Here is an 18,680-nt window from a genome sequence, read left to right on the forward strand (position 1 = left end):
ATGAACACGACGGACAATAGAAAATTAAAACTCCCTGCAGAGAAATTCTTTATCATCGTTGTGCTCATTTTTGGTGCATTCTCAACATTTCTCACACCTCCGATGACGACTGGTGATGAAGGCTATCATCTTAGTTATGCTTATAATCAATTCTCGGCTAATCATCCAAAGGTTATGGTAACGCCGAACCTTCGAATTATAGAGAATGAGGCGATTGGTGGTTCTACAGGTAGTACAGCAAATATCAGTATTAAGGATACTATTTTCAAAAAAGTGGATTTAGAGAATGATGGTATTCGCTTCAATTTCACGAATAATGGAAATAGTTTTGTCCCCATTAATTTTATGCATCTCCCAGCGTCCATAGGTGTGTTAATCGCCCGTCTTATCTATCCAAGCATTGGTGTGATGGACTATGGTGGTAGACTTGCTAATCTCCTGTTTTTCGCTCTTTGCTTTTACTTTATTATCAAGAAAAGTAATCAGGGTAAGTGGTTGCTCGTGATGCTCTTTACTGTTCCTTACCTTATGAAGATTGCAAGTCCAAGTTACGATATCTTTAGTTTTATTGTCTTTGCAATGTTTACGCTCAACTTTTTAGAGTTAACACAAATCAAGAATTTTAAAGAGTTGAGTAAAAAGCAAAAAATTTATAGTTTAGCGACTATCTTGTTGCTCTTTTTAGCGAAGAAAAATTATGTTTTCTCTCTCTTTGCCCTTATTGGACTACCAATGGTCTATAAACCTGTTGTTACCACGATTAAGAAAATGAAGAAACACACAATAATTGTGTTATCTACATTAATTGTTGCCTTGGTTATCGCAGGACTTGTTCTTTTCAACGAAAAACTTGGCTTAATTCATTTTGGAAAAGTATTTTTTAATAACTATTTAAATTTTGCAACTATGGGCCCTAACGCACGAAGAATGTGGATGATTACTCCAATGAATCTTCCAGACTTTTTCAATATCATATGGATTTTATTATTCTGCTGGGTTGCTATGGGGGAGTTCAGACGTGTGTATCCTAAATGGACAGTATGGAGCTCAGGAATGACTTATTTTATTAACTGGATTGGTATTTTCGCAGGCTTCTATATTGGTCAGAGAGCGCTCTCGACCTTCGATGAACTCTCTGGTCGCTATCTCCAGCCCCTGATTATTTTCTTCCTTCCAGCATTACAAAACTTGGGCGCAAAGTATAATATCCAACTTTCAGAACGAACAGTCGCAAATATTGCAAAAGTCTCTACAATTACGATAATGGTTCTTTATTTATTTATCGTTTTCTATCGAGGATTTATTCTAAGAGTAAAACCGACAGGAGTTGTTTAAAAAGGAGTAAAAACCCCCATGAATGATAAGGTTTCTGTTGTAGTCACTTGCTACAATCATGAAAAATATATTGCAAAATGTATCAAAAGTATCTTTGAACAAACGTATCAAAATATTGAGCTTATTGTCTTTAACGATGGTTCTACAGATCGTTCGGGAGAGATTATCTCTTCGTTACTTCTAGAATCTCCTTTTAAAGAAACAAAATACTTTTCAGGCGCGAATCAAGGTGTAGTAAAAGTTAGAAATGCGGCCCTAGAACAAATAACAGGTGAGTACTTGTTGTTTGTGGATAGTGATAATTTTTTGAGCAAGGATTATGTTGAGATCCTGCTCAAAGAAGCCAAAAAACATGGCGATGCTGATATTGCTTACTGCCAGCTTTGGGATTTTGAAAAGAAGCGTAATATTTTACACGACAATCTCGACTTTATTTTAGAAGATGAGCTGGTACAAAATGTTATCGATATGTCTTCTTTGGTTAAAACAACAGCTATAAAAAGCGCAAAATTTGATGAAAATTTAAAAAGCTTAGAAGATTATGATTTTTGGCTTAATTTAATTCTTAAGAACGGAGCGAAAGCTTTTTTTGTAAGAGAAACGAAGTTAAACTACAGAGTTTTAGATGCTTCTCGAAGTCAAAGAGATGATCTCAATCGCTATTTCGAAGATTATCTTTATATTTTGAAGAAGTATAAGCCACTACTAGGAGACAAGTATGAACAGGCGATTAAGCAAAGTCTCATCTCAACTTCTCATAATTTTAGAGAGATGAATAGATTGGCAGAAGAGCGTCTTCTTTTAATACGTGATTTAGAGAAAGTATTGCATTATAATGAGCAACAACTTCAAGTTAAAGAGGAACAACTCCAAAATCTTATCCAGTCAAGAAGCTATAAATTAGGGAATCTTATTATACACAATACGAAGCGTACGCTCTTTGTCTTAAAAAGACCTAAGCTATTATTAAAAGCTCCTCGAAAAATTTACCGCAAATTATCTTTAAATTTTCATCCGCTTCTCGAAATGAGGAAAGCTCTGCTTCGTCCTTTACGCAATAAAGCGCGTGCGAAAAACAACTACCACAATCCGAAACGTGCACTTGTTTACGTAGTGTATGCAGATGGTAAAAAACTTCAAGAATACAAAATCATCTTCTTGGAAGCACTTGCTAAACTGTCCCACGAGATTATTATTGTGGTCAATGGTTCTCTCATTCCAGAAGATAAGACGATTTTGGAAACTTATGGTCGCGTAGACATTCGTCCCAACAAAGGCTACGACACAGCAGCGTTTAGACATGGTATTCTTGCTTTCGCAAATGAATCACTTTCACATTTTGATGAGCTGTTACTCGTCAATGATACCAATGTGGGTCCTTTTATTGATTTAGAAAAAATCTTTGAAAAAATGGCTTCACAAAAACTGGATTTTTGGGGAATGTCATATGGTGAACCTCAACCAGATATTACCGGTTATAATAAATATAAAACCATTCCGATTCATCTTCAGTCTTATTTCCTCGTCATTGAGAAAAGTATGTTCACTTACTCTGGCTTTATAAAGTACTGGGAAAATATGAATGACACGGATTCTAGAGATAAAGCTATTGGTAAACATGAAACAGTATTCACAAAGCATTTTGAATATTTAGGGTTTAAACACGGTGCAGTGAGCAACAATAATAGTGACAGTGCAATGTATATTCATCCATTGACGATGTTAAAAGATTTTGATGTTCCTCTTGTAAAATATACAGCATTTTCAAATTATAGTGATGATAAGTTTTTATGGCAAGGCATTTCCAGAAAAACACAAGTTCCAGAATTGATTGAATACATTAAAACCAATACAACTTACCCTGCCCATGTTATTGATAAGATGATGGAGGATATCAAAACTAGTGCGCCTAAGGAGCATATTTTAATTATTGATGGTGTGGAAAATGCTATCCCGCAATGTACACGCTATCGGGTTGAAAATAAAGCGGCACAGTTAAGGGAGCTTGGCTATGATGTGTTGACAGTCAATGCTTCGGCTTTTAAAATGAGTGATGCAGAGAATGCGAGCCATATTGTTATCTATCGTACCGGTTACTCGGAAGTACTCGAACAACTCTGTCATCTTGCAAAAAAACACAATAAGCCAGTCTATTATGACATTGATGATCTTGTTATTGATACCAAATATACTGATTTATTGGCTTATACGCAAGGACTTTCAGAGGTCGATAAGTATAATTATGACAGTAGTGTAAAATCTTATGGGAAAATGATGGCCTTATGCGACATTGTCGTTACAACCACACAAACCTTAAAAGAAGAGCTTGAAAATTATAGTTCTGAGGTGATAATTAACAGAAATCTTGCTAGTGAAGAATTGGTAAGATTAAGTCAAGAAACGCTCAAGGATTATACACAAGTTTCTTCGAAAATTAAGATAGGATATTTTTCTGGCTCAATCACACACAATGAAAATTTTGAGATGATTAAACCTGCAATCATGCAAATTCTAGAAAAATACCCACATGTAGAACTGCATTTGGTCGGCTATATTGACCTTCCACAGGACTTGAAAAAATACACAGAGCAAATCATAATGAATGACTATGTGGATTGGAAAGAGCTCCCTAGATTAATTAGCCAAATGGATATCAACTTAGCACCTTTGGTTGATAGTGTTTTCAATCGTGCAAAATCAGAGATTAAATGGCTCGAAGCAGCGCTTGTGAAAGTACCTACTGTAGCTAGTTATTTGGGATCATTTGAAGAAATGGTAAAAAATGATGAAACAGGAATCTTGGCCCAACCCGACGAATGGTATGAAAAACTGGAAACACTTATTGAAAATCCAAGCAAACGACAAATGATTGCAGAAAATGCCTATCATTTTGTTTTGGAGAATTGTACAATTAAAGAGCACACGGATGAATTTACAAAGAGCATAAGTATCTAAAAAATTTGTAGATATGACTTTAGGGAAGAATCATACTTTTCTAATTTGTCTTTTTTGACAGTGTGTCTTTGCTTATTGGCGAACAACAAGTATCACACTTTAAAGGATAAGGAAACAATAATGAAAAAATTTTTATTTGTCTCTCCGACAGGGACTCTTGACAATGGAGCTGAAATTTCAATTTTTTATCTGATGATGATGCTTGTACAACGCGGGAACACAGTGATTAATGTTGTGCCAGATTATCCAGGAGTAGATAAGACAGCCTATAAACATAAATTTGATAGCTCGGGTATCGAGACATATTTTCTTCCCGCAGGAAAATGGTGGTGGGAGGATGCTCCAGGTGGCCTTCCGGAAGATGAGAAGGTTCGTGCTTTCTATTATCGGGAAAATATCGCCCAAATTAGAAAACTCATTCAAGAAAATAATATTGATCTCGTGGTTACCAATACAGTCAATATGTTTCAAGGGGCTGTTGCCGCAGCCTGTGAATCAATACCACATTTCTGGTTAATTCACGAATTTCCCGAAAATGAATTTGCCTATTACAGAGATAAGATAGATTTTATTGAAGAGTATTCAGATGAAATTTATAGTGTAACTGGTCTTCTGAACCAGAATCTGAATACTCTATTTCAGAACAAAGAAATCAAAAATTTTATTCCTTACAGCGAAGTGGATATCTCACCTTTGAAAAAAGGAGAAAAAATCCGTTTTGTCTCTGTCGGTCGCTTGACAGAGCGCAAAAACCAAATGGAGCTTTTACAAGCTTATCATAAGTCTGGAAAGACAGATGTGGAGCTTCTTTTGGTTGGCGCTCAAGATGAGGATTATAAAACTAAGTGCTTGAGTTACATCAAGAAGCATAACCTGAAGAATGTGAAGTTAACTGGCCACCTTGAACAGCCTTGGGAAGTACTCACAGACAAAGATATCTTTGTGAGCTCCTCAGCTCTAGAAACCTTTGGTTTGGTCTATATCGAGGCTTTACTCAAAGGCTTGCCCGTAATAATCTCGGATAATCCAGGCTATGAATCTGCATATAACATCTTCCAAGAAGGTGAAAAATATCATCTCGGAAATATTGAAGAATTATCTGAAATATTATCAAGAAGTTTAACGGATTTTGAGGCAAAAAAGGAACACAGTATCAATAAAATTCCGGAAGTTCGGGAAAAATATTCTTTAGAATTTGTTTACAAAGAGTTTATTGAAAGTGCAGAGATGGTACAAGGTAATAGCAAAAAAATTCTACGACATATAGAAAATTTGGTCACTTTGAATACGGAACGTTCAAATCCACCGAGCTCGAAAATAAAAAGAATCGTTAAAAAGGTTCTTTTGAAAATTAAGAAATGATAACGATGAATATAACTATTTCTTTAGTAGCTTATGCACAAAAATTCACAGAAACTGAATCTTTCGAGTCACTCCTTAGGATGAGTGACATTATCAAAAACAAGCTTAATATCATTGTTTTTGATAATGGAAGTACGGACTATTCCGATGTCGCTCTACCTTCTGGTTTTCATTCACTCACCTATATCTATAATAAGGACAATGTGGAGCGTGGGACACGCATAGCATACGAGACTTCTCTCACTCACTCTAATGATGAATGGCTGATGCTACTCGATGATGATACCTCCCTTACAGAAGACTATCTGAGTCTTTTGCTTGCTGAATTAGGAAGTAAGATCAGAGACACAGAGATTGTTGCCTACTGTGCAAAAATATACGATGGTGTAACACAGATTTCCCCAACGGCAAGTGAAACGTTGGATATGCTCTTATTTCCAAAGGAAGCAGGAGTCTACAAACAAGATATATCAGGCATTTCTAGTACTTTAACGCTGAGAAAAGCTTTTATCGAAGATATAGGGGGCTTTTCTAAAGAGTTTCCCCTCGATTATTTAGATCACTGGCTGTTTTCTCAGATTATCTTTAACCAAAAAAAGGTGGAAGTCTTAAACTGTCAATTAAATCATCAACTCTCAGTGCAAGACTTGTCGAGTTTGTCAGAGGAGAGATTTTATAGCATTTTTAGCAGTGAATACAGGTTCTATAAAGCCTATAAGCCGGAGTTGTTCTGTCAACTTAATAAAAAATATGTTAAAATGGTTCTAAAAGGTTTTTTGAAAAGAGATTCTGGAATCAGATGGAAGAGCTTGATTAAAGTGATGTTAAAAGTAAAAACCAACAAACCCGAGGGTAAGAGAGGACTTGAATAAAGTTGATTAATGAAGCAAAAATTCTTCTAATCATTCCTGCGTATAACGAGGGAGAAGGCATTGCAGAGAACATACGAAAAGTAGAGCAGTATAGAGCAAGCTCTCCTTATAATTTAGATTATGTGGTCATTAATGATGGCTCTACAGATAATGAAGAAGAGGTTTTAAGAGAGAACAATATTAATCATGTTGAGCTTATTCAAAATCTAGGTATTGGTGGTGCTGTGCAAACAGGCTATATGTATGCAGATGAAAATGGTTATGACATTGCAGTGCAGTTTGATGGAGATGGGCAACATGATATTGAATCGCTTCCTCAACTTGTCGATCCAATTATAAATAACGAAGCAGATTTTACTGTTGGTTCTAGGTTCCTTGATGATAGTAATTCAGAATTCAAATCTTCAAGAACACGGCAAATTGGGATTAAAGTTCTTTCAGCTTTGATTCGTTTGACTTCAAATATTCGTATAATGGATGTTACTAGTGGCTACCGTGCAGGTAATCGTAAAGTTATCGAACAATTTGTGAAGAGATATCCACGTCAATATCCCGAGCCAGAAAGTTATATGCATCTTTTTGCGAAAAATATTCGGGTGAAAGAAGTTGGCGTGAGAATGTTTGAACGTACCACAGGAACATCCAGTATAAATCTTTTAAAAGGTGTGAACTATATGATTAGCGTTTCGCTCGCTGTCCTTGTATCATCGATGATTGGGAAGGAGAAAAATTAATGCCCATTCAATTACGCGTCTTAGCAATTATTTTCTCAATTATCTTTTTTATTTATGTTATTCAACTTATAAAAAAAGATAAAGCTGAGATACGCCATATGCTCAAATGGTTCATACTTGCAATAATTATTTTATTTGGTGCGCTTTTCCCTGAATTAGGAAGTAGCATTGCCCATTTTATGGGGATACAGACTTTAACATCTTTGGCTTTATTTATATTAGTGAGTTTGTTGCTTTTTATATCTTTGAAGTATCAAATGTCACTTATCTCCGCGGAAAAGCAGATTAAAAATTTAGTTCAAGAAACGTCGTTACTGAAGAAGAAAGTGGAAGAAGTAGAAAATAAGAATGATTCAAAACAATAATATCTTAATAACGGGAGGAGCAGGTTTTATTGGTTCCTCTCTAGCAAATAAGCTTATTCCCAATAACAAAGTTATGGTCATTGATGATCTCTCGATGGGAAGTTTCTCTAACCTAGATAATTCGATTAATTTAACAAAAATCGAGGGATCTGTAACGGATAAATCTTTGCTTGAAAACATTCTTGGGGAAAATGATTTTGATTATATTTTCCATTTAGCAGCAGTAGCATCTGTAGCAGATTCTGTCGCTCGTCCCTATGAAACTCATCAAGTTAACTTTGATAGTACGATGACGATTTTAGAAATACTTCGAAGAAATAAAAAGTCATTGAAACGTCTAATTTTTTCTTCAAGTGCTGCGGTCTATGGGGATGAACCAACTCTACCTAAACAAGAAGAAAGTGTGATTCGCCCTTTAACACCTTATGCAGTGGATAAGTTTGCTTCAGAGAAAATGGCGATGGTTTATAATAATTTATATAAAATTCCAGTCAGTGCGACACGATTTTTTAATGTTTATGGCCCAAACCAAAATCCTAGTTCCCCTTATTCGGGCTTTATTTCGATTTTAGTTGATCGTTTAAAAAGAAGAGCTCCCTTGACAATTTTTGGTGACGGTGAGCAGGCGCGCGACTTTGTTTATATTGATGATGTTCTTCAAGCGCTGATTCTGATTGCGACATCAGATAAGTCTTTAGGGGAAGTTTATAATGTTGGAACTGGGACAAAAACTACTCTGAATGATTTAATTCTCTTGGCTCAAAGAAATTTAAACAAAAAATTAGATGTGGAGTATGTAGAGCCCAGAGAAGGTGATATCAAGCTTTCGATTAGTAGTATTCAAAAGTTAAAAAAAATAGGATACAGTCCAAAATATAATCTCGAAAGTGGCATGAAGAAGTACTTAGATTATGAATTTCATAATTAAAAAGTGATTTTAAATCGGAGACACCCTAGTAGTTTAAAATCTTTTTGTTTCTTTTTTGCTCAAATTCTTAATAGATATTAATAATATCTATTATCTTTTTGGAACTATAATTATTTAATAAATCAAGAAAAAAGTAGAAAGATGAAGAAGTTTAAGAAATGTTCATATATATTATACTATTTGAAGTTTTTTCTTATTTAGGTAGATAGTATATTACCTGTATATTGAGCATTCCGATTCTATAATTTTTAGTTTTAATGATAGTTGGCAGATTCATTACTTAGGTATTTCGAAGTATTAAATGGTTCTAATTTTACGATAAAAATATATGTAAGTTTAATTTTGGGTTTTTGTGATTGAAAGAGACGTGATTAAGTACTTAAATTACGAATATTTTTATACATCAGAAAATTTGTTTTTTTAACAATAAAAGGAAAGGTTAGGCCTATTTTTTATGCCAAACACACAATTTGCACATACTTTTGTTATTTGTGCATATCAAGATTCACCATACTTAGAGAAATGTATTAAGTCATTATTATCACAGTCTTCGGTGAGAGAACAAAAATCAAAAATTATTCTCTACACCTCAACTCCCACGAGTTTAATGATTAAGACGGCTGAAAATTATAGTATTGAATATTTTGTAGGAACAGGTGGAAGTATTGGTGCCGATTGGAATGGTGCCTTATCTTTTGTACAGACAAAATATGCGACCATCGCTCACCAAGATGATACTTATGAGCCGGAGTATGGAACCAAGATTATTCAAGCTTTCCAAAAACAAGAAGATTTAAATATTGTTTTCTCTGATTACTATGAGATTGATGAAAATGATAATCTCAGAAAACGAAATATTAATTTAAAAATTAAAACTTTTGGCCTACGTCTACTTTCTCTATTTAAGAATAAGTCATATCAACGTAGAGTTTATTCTTTTGGCAACTTTATTTGCTGTCCTGCTGTCTCCTATAATATGGAACGTCTGAGTGATTTTAAGTTCAATGAAGAACTTCGAATGGCTTTAGATTGGGATGCTTGGGAGCGAATTATGCGTCGACCAGGTTATATCAAATATTTGCCAGAAAGGTTAATGGCTCATCGTATTCACAGTGATTCAGAAACAAGTGCAAATACTATTGACAAAAATAGAGAAAAAGAAGAGTATGATATGTTTCGTCGATACTGGGGTGAGAATATGACTCAGCTTCTTATGAAAATTTATGTGAATAATCAAAAAGGAAATATTTAGAAATGAAGAAAATAACTTTTGCTGTTGGAGATTTACGCATGGGTGGCTCTATGCGAGTACAAAGCGTAATTGCTAATAATTTGAATAGAAAAAAATTCGATATTACTTTTTTTTCTATGAGAAAAGTTGAAAGCTATTTTCATGTAGAACCAGAAATTATTTTTGCAAAAAATGCCATGACTCACAGCCAATTTCGAAGCATACTTATTAAAACTGGTATTCAAAAATATATTTTGAGGCAGCCTGTTGATATGACAGTCATACCAAATCCTAGTATGGTTAAGGATTTGGTGGACTATGTTAAAGAAAATAATATAGAAACGGTGGTTTTAGTTGAGCAGTGGGCTGTAGTAGCGCAAGAATTAAAAGAGCAACTACCAGATGTTAAATTGATTTCGTGGTTACATTTCAATGTTACAATGTATAAAACTTTTTTGTATGGGAAAAGTTATAGTAGATTAGTGAATAGTTATAAGTATTCTGATTTGATATGTGTCTTAACTGAGGAAGATAGATTAACTTTAAATGGTATGGGCCTTGAAAAAGTAAGGGTAATGCATAATCCATTAACAATTGAATCTCATACAGAGAAAGCTAATTTAAAAAGTAATAAAATTAGTTTTGTGGGAAGGATTGATTATCATACTAAAGGTTTGGACTATTTGCTAGATATTGCTGAAGAACTGGAAGATAATTGGAGCATTCAAGTTGCAGGGAAAGGTCTGTTTTTTGAAGAAAAACGCTTTGCTTATGAAATAAAAAAGAGAAAGCTAAATAAAAAAATTCAATGGCATGGTGCTAAAAGTGGAAATGATTTAAAAAAACATTTTCAAGATAGTTCCATATTTATTAGTACAAGCCGCTTTGAAGGATTCCCACTGGTTTTTGCTGAGGCAATGAGTTTTGGCTTACCAGTTATAGCCATGAAAAATTCAGGTTCAGCTGAAGTTTTGAATAAAGGTGAGTATGGAGTTTTGGTGAAGCAAGGAGACGTTGCAGAGTTTGTAGTTAAGTTGAAACAATTTCAAAATTCACCAGATTTAAAAACCAAGTATGGGAAACTTTCGAAGGAAAGATCAGATATGTTTAGTGTAGAAAAGATTATATCTATTTGGGAAGAAATTCTTCAATAGTTAAATGTGTTCGGAAAAGGTCATGTTTTCGTTTAAATAGAATATAGAAGTTTAAGTGAAATTGTAAGAGAACACCTTATGATGAATAAATAAGTAGATATGTTTCATAATTGATTTTCTGAATTTTTAAAGTTAATATACAGAGAGTATGGCAGAAGATTAAGTTAGAAAAATAGTTAAGAGAGTAATAGGAGTTGAAGATGGCTGATAAGATAGATTTTGTGATTACTTATTTAGATGGAGCAGATCCAGAATGGATAAAAGAGAGAAATTATTATCGTGAAAAAATTCAAGGAGTTGTAACACAAGAAAATGGCGATAGCAGGTATAGAAATATGGACAACTTTCACTTTCTTTTACGCTCTATTGAGAAATTCGCTCCTTGGGTGAATAAGATTCATATTGTGACTTGGGGACATATTCCAGAATGGTTGAATACAGAAAATCCCAAAATTAATATTGTTAATCACCGAGATTTTATACCAGAAGAATACCTCCCAACTTTTAATACAAATCCAATTGAGTTGAATTTTGATAGAATTCCAGGTCTTGCGGAGCAATTTGTTAATTTTAACGATGATATGTTTTTGAATGCACCAACTCAACCTACTGATTTTTTTGAAAATGGTCTTCCAAAATTACAAATTATGCATGCTCCTTTTATGCCAACTCTGGCGCTGTTTGCCAATAATATTTTAGCTGTAAATAAGGTTGCTGATACAAAATGGTTGATAAATCCTAAGATGTTTTCATTGAAGAATGGGCTATTTGCTGCATTATCAAATCTGTATTTGTTACCAATTTTAAAATTTTACGGAAAATTTCTAGGTTTTAGAGCGGACCATCTTACTCTTCCACTGACAAAAACGATATATCGTGAATTTAGAGAGGCATTACCAGAATACTTTGATTTTGTGAGTAAGGGGAAATTTAGAAATTCACAAGATGTGAGAGGAATTTCTAACTGGGCGATTGCAGATTATGCACGTGCAACAAATCAATTCGAACCAATGAATTCTTTTAAATTTGGGAGCCTAGTTAATTTAGGAAAAGATGTTGATTTTGAAAAATTATTTAAATCAAAATATAAAGTACTTTGTCTAGAAGACGGAGATTTTGTAGCTGAAGAAGATTTTGATGATATTGTAAACAAAATGAATACTGCTTTTACAAATAAGTTACCTAATAAGAGTGGTTTTGAGAAATAAATATTAGATAGGATGGTACGTTGTAGTGTTTTTTATAAACATTTTCAACTAATAAAGAGATGAAATTTGTTAAGAATATGCTGTATAGTACAGTCTATCAAATGTTAAGCATAATTGTCCCCCTGATTACAACTCCTTATGTTTCTAGGGTTCTTGGAGCCACAGGGATAGGGATAAATGCTTATACTTACTCTATTGTGATGTATTTCGTGTTAGCGGGCGGGTTAGGTATTCAGTTGTATGGGAATCGAGAGATTGCCTATAATCAAAGAAATATTGAAGAAAAAAGTAAGGTCTTTTATGAATTGGTTATTTTAAAGTTTATAGCCATATTCATTGCTTCTATACCTTATTTGATTTTTTCAATGTATCAAGGAGACTTGAAGATTTATTTCATGCTTCAAGGTCTTGCATTATTAGGTTCAGCATTAGATATTTCTTGGTATTTCATGGGTGTAGAGAATTTTCGGATACTAGTTGTAAGAAATACGATTGCTCGTTTACTCCTCCTTATCTTAACATTTGTACTAGTTAAAACAGCAGATGATTTATGGATATATATTCTCTTAACCATGTTAGCTCCCCTGTTAGGTAATCTTACTGTTTGGCCGTTTTTAAAAAAAGAATTTGTTCCTGTAAAATTTAGAGAACTTAATATCCTAAGGCACTTAAAACCTACCCTACTACTCTTTTTACCACAAATAACGATGATGATTTATCTGTCCTTAAATAAAACAATGCTAGGAATTATGGATGGTGTTGTGAGTGCTGGCTATTATAGCCAGTCGGATATGATTATTCGTACAGCTTTTACTTTAGTTTCTAGCTTTGCTTCGGCTTTCTTGCCCCGCTTATCGAGTCTTTTTTCGGAAAAAAGACATTCTGAGATTAAAAGTTTAACTTTAAAGTCCTTTAATTTAAGTGCAACATTATCTATTTTAATCATGGCAGGGATTATGGGGGTTTCACAAACATTTGCGGTATTTTTCTTTGGGAAAGATTTTGAAGAAGTTGGCTCTTTGATGTTTGTTCAAAGTATAATGATCCTCTTTGTCGGGATAGCTGTAGTTGCTGGTAATCAATATTTATTAGCTTCAAATCGAACAAAAGAATACACGGTATCTGTTTCTATTGGCCTAGTGGTTAACGTTATTTTTAATTTTATTATGATTCCTCTTTTTGGAGTGATGGGCGCAGTAATAACAACCGTGTTAACTGAATTAGCTGTGGTTCTCTATCAGTTATGGTCAATACGCGATGTTTTTTCTTTGAGGGAAATACTGCATGGCTTTTGGAAGTATCTTCTTGCGGGCTTAGCGACCTTTTTTGTTGTATTTAATTTAGGCCAGTTGATGAATGTAAGTGTGATAAACTATATTATTCAAACGGTGCTCGGAACAAGTATGTATGCTCTAATTGTGTGGCTACTAAAAGCTCCAATTATTGCTGACATCAAGAGTATCATTCGTCTAAGAAAGAAAAATTAGAAATTTAAAATTAGTATTACTGAAGTAAATCACTAAATAGATATAGGATGAAAAGTATAGATGGAATATGTATCTAAAAATTTAAGGAAGTTATCGAAACAAAATTTGCCTGTTCATAAAATTTATATCGTGCTGGCATTGTTGTTTGGTATTATTTTTTCGATAGCTATGCCTATTTTTCATGAGCAAGATGGACAATATCATTTTGCAGCTTCGAGTGCTATGGTTGATCTTCCTGTAAACCTTTCCAATTATGGTGAATATGTTGTGGGATCAGGTATGGATAATCAAAAGCAATTTTATCAGAACGGGACTCACTTTCAACAATTCTATTTGCAAAAAGTTCAAATTATTCCACAAGAGGATGTTCCTCGAAAAATAAATGCTCTTAGTAGTAAATTTAACTATGATTATATGGGACACATTATTCCTGCATTGGGGGTTTGGGTAGGGTATCATATTTATCCCTCTCTTGGAGTAATGACAGTTGTTGCTCGCTTATTTAATCTTATAGTATGTGCTACGATGATGTTTTTCATTATTAAATGGGTAAAAAAAGGTAAACTTCTTTTTGCTTGTGTAATGTTGAGTCCGGTAGCAATTATTTCTTTTGCTAGCTTGTCTTATGATGCTATTAATTTTGTTTGGGTTGCATTTCTCATAGCTTATATGATAAATATGTCACTTAGATCTAAGTTAGTATTGAGGAAAGAGCTACCCATACTTGCAGTTTTAGGTGTGACCAGCGTTTTGTGGTTTAAAACAAATTTTCTTTTGTTGTTTGCCATGCCAGCCATTATCCTTGTTAATTATTTAATCTCTAATTATTATGGAGATGATGCTGTGCGTCAGAAGAGTAAATATAGAGTGATAGCAGTTGTTTTTTTTCTGACTTTTATAGTTGGAAGTGGTGCTTTCTATTATTGGACACATAGTAATGGAGGTGTGCGCTATGTTGTTTCAAGACTTTGGGCATCATTTGGTATTCTTAGTACTCCGACATCGAGTCAAGTTAGCCAAACACTCTTAGCCCAGACTAACAGAATGACAAATGGTATACCTTTTTGGATAGCAGGGGTTTGGTTCGCTTTATTAATATGTATTCTATTAGTTGAAGATAAGTATGTGAAATCAAAAGTGATTTCATTTGGAGCATTGGGAGTGTTTGGCATTTCTATTTTAGTTGTATATATGGCTTTTATTTCTTACAATAATGCGATATCAGGCCAAATTTATGGTGTACAAGGGAGGTACTTTACTCCTGTACTATTACTTCTTTCTCTTTTTATGGGAAATGAGGCATTTAAATTAAAAATAAAGCCGAAGAGAATAGTGGTTGTTCTTATGATAATTATTGTTATTATTTCAAATACACTGATTGTTACCAATACGTTGTCAAACATGCATGGATTATTTATTGATATGAGAGGATAAACAGATGACATTTTATAAAAATAAAAATTACATCAAAGTATTTTCTCTTTTGTTTGTAATGCTAATCAGCGTTTATTCAGGAAAGAGCACTTATGCCACAGAGGCAGATAATGGAGAGGTAACTTTCAATATCTCAGCCACCCAGCAAGGAGAACCAGCTGCATCTTCAAGTATTGCATATGAAAATATTCAAACAGCTTATGAAAATATAATGAAGGGGAATATTCCTAATGAACTAGAAAAAAGTGTTATTTGGAATACATCTTTGACCAATAAGGAAAATTTTATTAACTTAGGCGATGGATTAAGAGTGGGACAGGGAATAACGCATTCTTCTGAAGAAGCAAAAAAAATAATACAAATATTATTTCAGTCTAACTTTGATATTTTTCAATTTCTTAATGGTTCCTCCCATAAAACTATGAGTGATATAAAATCCCTCATAACTGATGAGAATGGAAAAGGTTCTGCACAAGCTGAAAGGGGACTTCTTGCGGTTATCAGTAATGCTATGATTATTAGTTTTGTAGACTTAGCTTCTAATAATCAAAATATATCTGTTGATTTGGATGGTACTAGCAGCGGTATCTCGTTAGAGTTTACAGGGATACCTGAAAATTCTCAGAACGCCTCTGGAGCTTACATTTTAGAGAACAATCAAAAGATTGGCTATAAAATAACAATCTCAAAAGATTTGCTTAAGGAAAGCGAGCAAGTATTTAGTATCCAAACTCCACCAAACGTAGTTATTGATAGCTCCTCAGTTCCACTGCAAAAAAAATCTTTATTACCTTCAGTGATACCAGAGGCTTATTATCAAGGGCTAACTGTGACTAGTGATAATTATGAGCTGCTCCAACAACAAGTATTTTCTATGACTTCTGAGAAGTTGAAGAGTACTTATACTAACGAAAATTACTATACATTACCTCGAAGTGATGAAGATATTACGATTACAGGGACACTATCAGTATCACCAAATGTACCAGAAGAAGTAAACTTCTTGTTTAATACATTACCACTTACTGCTCAGTTGAATTTACATAATTTTAACATGCAAGACGGTTCAAATGTTAAACAACCTTCAAGTTTTCAAATTACTGTTCAAGTAGGAGAAGGAGTTGGTGCGGCAAGTATAATATCTGCTCCTCTGAGTTCTGCAGGTATAAACTTCGTTATGATTGATGGTGAAAAAAATAAACTTATCAGTGGTGCTCAATATGTGTTGGGTAAAAAAGAAGCTGATAAATATTATATTTCCTCTGATAAAGGCTGGAAGGAAGTTGAACAAAGCAACCTTTCGCATCTTAATCTTGATGATTATATTCTACTGAGTGGTGGCAATATTTATAACTTAGATGATAATCAAGCGATACCAATGGCTGTTAATTCACAAAATTGGGATAGAGATTTTCAAGCAATCCAGTCTAGAAATCAATCACTTTTAGGTATAAGAGGTTTGGGACAAGGCAAACAATATTTTGTTATGCAAGTTAAAGCACCAGAGGGATATAGTAAAGTAGATCAACCTCATTATTTTACAGTACATAATAATAAAAATAACTTACAGTCACCTAGAAATTCCGATTCAATCGGCTTTGCTACAGAACAAGCTATGAAGCTTAATGGACAGATTCCTGGCTATATTGCCGGTACAAATGAGTTTAATGCCTTATCTGTTACTTCTGATATAGGTAATTTAAGTATAAATATAAAAAGTATCATTATTCCAATAATGTTGATTATATTATTTATTATCTTTATTGGAGTACTTCTTGTTTGGAAACTTTAATAAAAATAATGATTGATATGGAAGGCGGACCTTTATTAAGAGCTGCCTTTTTATTCCACTTATACTTATATTTTAAAAATGATGATATATTTTACAACAAAAACTCTGCGTGATTCACGCAGAGTTTTATTATTATTTAAAAGTGTTGTAGAAACGATTAAGGAATGCGGCCATCTCTCCACGTGTAACTGGAGCATCAGGTCGGAAAGTAGTTGGTGTGTAACCAGTGGTGATTCCTTTTGTTTTTAACCAATTGATATCATTTTTGAACATATTGTTGCTGATATCTGTAAATGGCGAAGTGTATGTTCCTGAGGCAGGGGCTTTCCCCATGGCTTTTGCAGTACGATGTAAGAAAGCAGCCATTTGTCCTCGTGTTACATTGCCGTTAGGATTATAGTGTGGCGCAGTACCATTTGAAATGTTTGCGGCAGTTAACCAAAGAATTTGATTTTTGTATTGGTTAACGTCAGTGTAAACATTGAATGGCGGGGTATAAGCTGGCGATCCAGCTAAACGGTGAAGAAATACGGCCATCTCACCACGAGTAACATAATAATCGGGTTTATAAGTAGTTGGTGTGTAACCAGTGGTGATTCCTACCTTATAATTCCAGTTGATATAGTTTTTATAAATAGATTGAGAGATATCCTTAAATGGGGAAAGATTTGGATTTTTCACGGGGAGATTAACAAACTTCACTGAGATTCTTGGTAAATCTCCACTGAAAATATTTGCATAGTCAATGCTTACATCCAATGGGCTACGTCTGCTGAAGTTTGTAAAGTACATTTGACTTGTATACTGCCATGAACCAAACTGAGTATTTTGAAGATTAGAAGCACTTGGTTTTCCATACAGATACTGAGCGATCCACATGTTTTTTGCCCCCAACTTACTTGGTTCCATTTGTCCAACACCATCCACTGCCCAAGCTTTTGAAGCATAGTGACGTGTACTTACAAAGCCTTGCTTTTTAAGTTGTTCCGCAAAGTTTTGTGAGGCAACCGTCCAGTCCCAGTAAGGCATGGTTCCCACGCTATCTTTTGGAACATATTCGGCATCGTTAATCATGACAGTACTTGTTGAAAGACCGTACTGTTTAGCAACATTTGCAAAGAAATTAGCTTCTGCTCGTGCAGTATTGTTAACAGTCGCTTGAGCCGTTTTTCCTGATTCTGAGAAATGTGAAAAGTGGTAAACAGCAACAGTTAGTCCGGCATTTTTAGCCATTTGAATTTGGGCTTTAGCTGCTGGGTTAATGTAGGTTGTGCTCTCCGTCAGTTTAACAATCACTGTCTTAACACCTTGTGCTTTAAGTTGATTGAAATCACTTTGTGTCATCCAATCTTGCCACGAAGCAATGTCGACAGCATCTTTTCGTGGTAGACTTGTATCATTGGATACCAGGTCAGAGGGGGCATTTCTTAAACTGGCTTGGGCTGTCTCCGCATCGTCAGCAATAGCGCGACGAACCCTGCTGGAAACTTTTGGAGTCTCAGTATCCTCTTGGATTTCCTCCTTTACTGTTTGCCCTTCTTCATCGACGGGCGCTAAGTTTCCTTGAGCATCAATAGGAGCGGTCATTGGATTTTCTTCGGTTTGTACTTCAGCGTAATACCCCATTGGGTGATTGTCCACAGGTACTTCAGCAGTATCTGCTTGTGCTGCATGAGCAGCAAGCGCGATGAAACATAAACCGGTAAATACGGCTGCTTTTCTTAAATTGATCATTATTTCCTCATTATTATTTCTTTATTTACACATCTTTTATTTTAACAAAAACCTTAACTCAATTAAAGCCTTTTGCGAAAAAATATTGA

At 34.4% G+C, this 18,680-nt stretch carries 14 protein-coding genes; 13 read left to right on the forward strand and 1 reads right to left on the reverse strand.

The features are described 5' to 3' along the window. The 13 genes from P3G65_RS00920 (at position 1) to P3G65_RS00980 (ending at position 16,857) form a co-directional block, all read left to right on the forward strand. Entirely contained in the window at positions 1-1,335 is a 1,335-nt protein-coding gene (locus tag P3G65_RS00920) for a DUF2142 domain-containing protein (RefSeq protein WP_284071232.1), read from the forward strand. An 18-nt stretch (positions 1,336-1,353) separates the two neighbouring features. Beyond that, positions 1,354-4,290: a rhamnan synthesis F family protein gene (locus P3G65_RS00925; protein ID WP_019291780.1), complete on the forward strand. Its 2,937-nt coding sequence runs from the start codon at positions 1,354-1,356 to the stop codon at positions 4,288-4,290. A gap of 120 nt (positions 4,291-4,410) precedes the next feature. After that, entirely contained in the window at positions 4,411-5,652 is a 1,242-nt protein-coding gene (locus P3G65_RS00930; RefSeq protein WP_019291781.1) for a glycosyltransferase family 4 protein, read from the forward strand. Between the two features lie 5 nt (positions 5,653-5,657). Further along, complete coding sequence (locus P3G65_RS00935; protein WP_019291782.1) at positions 5,658-6,524, forward strand: glycosyltransferase; 867 nt, start codon at positions 5,658-5,660, stop codon at positions 6,522-6,524. Positions 6,525-6,526: 2 nt separating this feature from the next. Further along, a complete protein-coding gene (locus P3G65_RS00940) occupies positions 6,527-7,258 on the forward strand; it encodes a glycosyltransferase family 2 protein (RefSeq protein WP_019291783.1) in 732 nt (243 codons plus the stop codon). Next, positions 7,258-7,623, forward strand: a complete 366-nt coding sequence (locus P3G65_RS00945) for a DUF2304 domain-containing protein (protein ID WP_019291784.1) — start codon at positions 7,258-7,260, stop codon at positions 7,621-7,623. Before P3G65_RS00940 ends, P3G65_RS00945 begins: the two co-directional genes overlap by 1 nt. Next, positions 7,607-8,551 (forward strand): NAD-dependent epimerase/dehydratase family protein, encoded by a 945-nt coding sequence (locus tag P3G65_RS00950; protein WP_019291785.1) that lies wholly within the window; start codon positions 7,607-7,609, stop codon positions 8,549-8,551. Before P3G65_RS00945 ends, P3G65_RS00950 begins: the two co-directional genes overlap by 17 nt. 454 nt (positions 8,552-9,005) lie before the next feature. After that, a complete protein-coding gene (locus P3G65_RS00955) occupies positions 9,006-9,803 on the forward strand; it encodes a glycosyltransferase (protein WP_019291786.1) in 798 nt (265 codons plus the stop codon). Between the two features lie 2 nt (positions 9,804-9,805). Next, positions 9,806-10,936, forward strand: a complete 1,131-nt coding sequence (locus P3G65_RS00960; RefSeq protein WP_019291787.1) for a glycosyltransferase — start codon at positions 9,806-9,808, stop codon at positions 10,934-10,936. A 200-nt stretch (positions 10,937-11,136) separates the two neighbouring features. Beyond that, positions 11,137-12,144: a stealth family protein gene (locus P3G65_RS00965; protein WP_019291788.1), complete on the forward strand. Its 1,008-nt coding sequence runs from the start codon at positions 11,137-11,139 to the stop codon at positions 12,142-12,144. A 59-nt stretch (positions 12,145-12,203) separates the two neighbouring features. Continuing rightward, entirely contained in the window at positions 12,204-13,631 is a 1,428-nt protein-coding gene (locus tag P3G65_RS00970) for a flippase (RefSeq protein WP_019291789.1), read from the forward strand. 60 nt (positions 13,632-13,691) lie between these two features. Then, on the forward strand, positions 13,692-15,065 hold the full coding sequence (locus P3G65_RS00975; protein ID WP_284071233.1) for a DUF2142 domain-containing protein: 1,374 nt from the start codon (positions 13,692-13,694) through the stop codon (positions 15,063-15,065). Positions 15,066-15,069: 4 nt separating this feature from the next. Then, complete coding sequence (locus tag P3G65_RS00980) at positions 15,070-16,857, forward strand: hypothetical protein (protein WP_019291791.1); 1,788 nt, start codon at positions 15,070-15,072, stop codon at positions 16,855-16,857. A gap of 132 nt (positions 16,858-16,989) precedes the next feature. Here P3G65_RS00980 and P3G65_RS00985 read toward each other — a convergent pair whose 3' ends face one another. Further along, positions 16,990-18,591: a GH25 family lysozyme gene (locus P3G65_RS00985; protein ID WP_019291792.1), complete on the reverse strand. Its 1,602-nt coding sequence runs from the start codon at positions 18,589-18,591 to the stop codon at positions 16,990-16,992. Positions 18,592-18,680: the final 89 nt, after the last annotated feature.

Source organism: Lactococcus sp. bn62 (genome assembly GCF_029492705.2).
In the GTDB taxonomy this organism is placed as follows: Bacteria; Bacillota; Bacilli; order Lactobacillales; family Streptococcaceae; genus Lactococcus; species Lactococcus petauri.